Here is a 1,384-nt window from a genome sequence, read left to right on the forward strand (position 1 = left end):
CGCAACAGCGAAGATCCCCTACTCACATTGGTGCCCAACTCCACCCCAGAACCAGACGAAACCCTCACCCGCACCCCCGGCCCCAACCTCATCCTCCCCCACCCACGCACCACACCCCTCTACCAGCACCCCACAATCGCAGACCGCCCCCGCGCCCACTACCGCTAGCCCCACAGCAAGAAAGAGCAACACCCATGCCCACCCACGACGACGCACAGCAGATATTCCAACAAGGCATACACGCCATACAGCGGGGCTACTATCTTCAGGCGACCACGCTATTCGAGCGCGCCCTAGAGCTCTACCAAACACTCCCCGGAACCGAACATGAACAGGCCAACTGCCTGGGCCTCCTCGCCAACACACTGGGCGAACTAGGCAAGCCAGCCCAAGCCGAGCCCTACTACCGCCAAGCACTCACCCTAGTCCAAACACTCCCCGGAACCGAACACAACCAGGCCGCCTGCCTGAACAACCTCGCCACCACACTGCGCGAACAAGACAAGCCAGCCGATGCCGAACCCTACTACCACCAGGCACTCACCCTCTACCAAGACATCCCCGGAACAGAACGCGACCAGGCCAACTGCCTGTACAACCTCGCCAAAACACTACGTGAGCTGGGCGAACCAGTCCAGGCCGAACCCTACTACCGCCAAGCACTCACCCTCTACCAAACACTCCCCAACACACAACGCGACCAGGCCAACTGCCTAGGCAACCTCGCCACCACACTACTCCTGCTGGGCAAACCAGCCGAGGCCGAACCCTACTACCACCAGGCACTCACCCTCTACCAAACACTCCCCGGAACAGAACACAACCAGGCCACCTGCCTACACAACCTCGCCACCATCCTGGCCACGCGGGGCAAACTTGCCGACGCCGAATCCCACTACCGCCAAGCACTCACCCTCTACCAAGACATCCCCAACACCGAGGAGAACCAGGCCACCTGCCTGCATCTCCTCACCACCATCCTGGCCACGCGGGGCAAACTAGCCGAGGCCGAACCCTACTACCACCAGGCACTCACCCTCTACCAGACAATCCCTGGTACCGAGCATGAACAGGCCAAATGCCTGAACAAGCTCGCCAACACACTGCGCGATCTCAACAAACTAGTCGAAGCCAAAACCTGCTACCGCCAGGCACTCACCCTGTTCCAAACACTCCCTGGTACCCAACGCAACCAGGCCGACTGCCTACACAACCTCGCCACCACACTGTACGAACTAGACAAACCAGCCGATGCCGAGCCCCTCTACCGCCAAGCACTCACCCTCTACCAAACGATCCCCGGAACCGAACGCAACCAGGCCGACTGCCTGTTCAACCTCGCCACCACACTGTTCGAACTAGACAAACCAGCCGATGCCGAGCC

The 1,384-nt window shown here is 60.6% G+C and carries 1 protein-coding gene; it reads left to right on the forward strand.

The genetic code is table 11. The features are described 5' to 3' along the window. Nucleotides 1-194: 194 nt before the first annotated feature. The coding region (locus tag O3669_RS10830; RefSeq protein ID WP_371524859.1) for a tetratricopeptide repeat protein at nt 195-1,384 on the forward strand (1,190 nt) is incomplete at its 3' end.

Source organism: Pauljensenia sp. 20925_1_34 (assembly GCF_041432775.1).
GTDB lineage: Bacteria > Actinomycetota > Actinomycetes > Actinomycetales > Actinomycetaceae > Pauljensenia.